This is a genomic window from Nitrosomonas sp. GH22 (assembly GCF_009833115.1).
In the GTDB taxonomy this organism is placed as follows: Bacteria; Pseudomonadota; Gammaproteobacteria; order Burkholderiales; family Nitrosomonadaceae; genus Nitrosomonas; species Nitrosomonas eutropha.
In genome coordinates this window covers 1-2,377 of record NZ_QRCA01000064.1, presented here as the reverse complement: position 1 = coordinate 2,377, position 2,377 = coordinate 1, and the positions used below count along the sequence as shown (strand labels likewise).

Sequence of the window (2,377 nt, the reverse complement as noted above, 5' to 3'; positions counted from 1 at the left end):
CTGCAATTATGAGGATTTTTTTTTGTTATGAAAGGAATATGACATACAGATTCCAGCCAATAGAGGATCTGGGTTGTATTTGTACAAAGCACAACATATGGTACTATTGACCACCCTTGACCACTAGATACAAGGGATTGCCCGGTAGTGACGCCAATCACCAACCGGGCAGGCTGAATGAAGCAATCAGCGAGTTATACACTTGGTTGCTTTGATCTGCCCAACGGCAGAAACAATACACTAACAATACTTTAGCAAACTATGGGTAATCATAGCACATAAAGTATATAAAAGTTAAGGGAATATTGCTTCTGCTCTCTAGTGATTCTTTAATCATTGCGGAGCATTTCTAATGACAAGCAACAAAACAACCAATCTTCCTGAAACCATCCCATTGACCGGCAAATCCCGCTGGTCACAGCTCAAACCATTCATTCCAGTTTCCAAGGAGAAGTTTCGCCAGCTATCCGTCGCAGGGCTTGCGCCGAAGCGGTGCAAGCTTGGTGAGCGTATAACGATGTACGACAATGCAGAAGTGCATCGCTGGTTAGCGGATCCGGCAGGTTATCGAGCTGAGCAAAGCAGCTAAATCCTTTTCAAAAAACAGGCAAAAAAAAAGCCCGGTTAGCGGCCGGGCGTTTACTTCTTTTCTTGAAAGGATAGGGCTGAATGAATTATACCGGACTAGATTCAATACATGAAATTTTAAGATTCATTCCCAGCGGCGATAATGCTCTCCGGCATCGTGTTGCTGCTGCATTGAAAAACGAGCTAGGGGAAGCTGGTCATTCCTTGTGGAATGAATGGCGGGATGGCCGCGGTGACGATGAAGCTAAAGACGTATGGCGATCCATAAAGCCGTACCGTACTGGCGGAATCACCATCAAAACGTTGTTCTATCTGGCACAACAAAATGGCTGGAGACCTTCAAACACTCACAAGGAAATAGATTTATCCTCCTTGAGATCACAGGTTAGGCTGGAAGCAGAAGCTGAACGCGACCGATTGCAGGTTGAGCGGTGGCAACAACAAAAAGCCAGGTTAATTGACTTGTGGGAAAAAACAGAACCAATCACAAGCAACAACCCTGCTGGGGTATACCTGTTAAATCGCGGTTTAAACGTGCCAAATAACGCAATGGCACTGCGATATACGCCTGATCTAAGTTACGTTGATAGCAAAGGCGATTGTTGGGGTTTATTTCACGCCATGCTCGCTGCTGTTACCAGCCCAAGCGGTGACATCGTCGCTTTGCACAGAACCTATTTAACACATGACGGCGAAAAGGCACCCCTCCCTAATCCCAAAAAGCTGACATCGACTGCCGGATCATTACAAGGCGCTGCAATCAGACTGACACCCCCTTCCTTGAGAAAAGGGAGGTTATCGCTTGGGGTGGCAGAAGGCATTGAAACTGCACTGGCGGCTTCAATCTTAAGCGAGGTGCCAGTATGGTCATGTATTTCTGCAAACGGCCTGAAATCATTTGTTTTACCTGCTGGCGTGCAAAACCTTTATATCTTTGGAGATCGCGACCAAAACGAGACCGGGCAGAAGGCAGCTTCAATCCTTTCAGAGCGCGTGGCCGGGGAGGTTACAGTAAGAGTTTTAATCCCGGAGACGGTAGGCGACTGGAATGATGATCTTCTCTCAAGGAGGGCACGATGAGCGATCCCGTGTTGTGCGTTGATAATTTTCCTCCGGTTGATAACTGGCCTGATCCGCAACCATTAACCGCAAAGATCGAACCCGAAGCATACCCACTGGACGCATTGCCGGATACGATCCGTGAAGCAGTGAAAGAGGTAGCGGGTTTTGTTAAAGCCCCTGTGCCGCTGGTGGCATCATCAGCACTGGCTGCGCTGTCGTTGGCCTGCCAGGCACACATTGACGTTAAACGAGCAGAGAAGTTGCATGGCCCTGTTGGTTTATTCCTACTGACTATCGCTGATTCCGGGGAGCGAAAATCAACCTGTGATAGCTTCTTTACCAAAGTCATTCGCGACTATGAGGCAGAACAGGCAGAGGCCAGCAAACCGGTGATTGAGAAATATAATGCGGACATTTCGGCATGGGAAGCGAAACGCGAGGGGATTCTATCGGCGATAAAAAGCGCCGGGGCGAAAGGCAGTCCGACTGACGAGTTGCAAAATGATCTGACGCAATTGCAACAGGACAAGCCAGAGCCGCCAAGAGTTCCACGGCTAATATACGCGGACGCAACGCCCGAAGCCCTCACGTATGGATTGGCGAAGCGTTGGCCTTCCAGCGGCGTGGTATCGGCTGAAGCGGGCATTGTGTTTGGTTCGCATGGCATGGGCAAGGATAGTGTTATGCGCAATCTAGCGATGCTTAACCAGTTATGGGACGGCGCTAG

3 protein-coding genes are annotated in these 2,377 nt (G+C 48.8%); all 3 read left to right on the top strand.

The genetic code is table 11. The annotated features are described in order from the left end of the window. Positions 1-352: 352 nt before the first annotated feature. Complete coding sequence (locus tag ABF86_RS12205; protein ID WP_011634199.1) at positions 353-589, top strand: hypothetical protein; 237 nt, start codon at positions 353-355, stop codon at positions 587-589. 80 nt (positions 590-669) lie between these two features. Beyond that, positions 670-1,668 carry a toprim domain-containing protein gene (locus tag ABF86_RS12200; RefSeq protein WP_074456514.1) on the top strand — a complete coding sequence of 333 codons (999 nt, stop codon included), beginning with the start codon at positions 670-672 and terminating at the stop codon, positions 1,666-1,668. Beyond that, positions 1,665-2,377 (top strand): DUF3987 domain-containing protein (locus ABF86_RS12195; protein WP_160803650.1); only part of this gene is annotated, 713 nt, incomplete at its 3' end. The genes ABF86_RS12200 and ABF86_RS12195, both read left to right, overlap by 4 nt.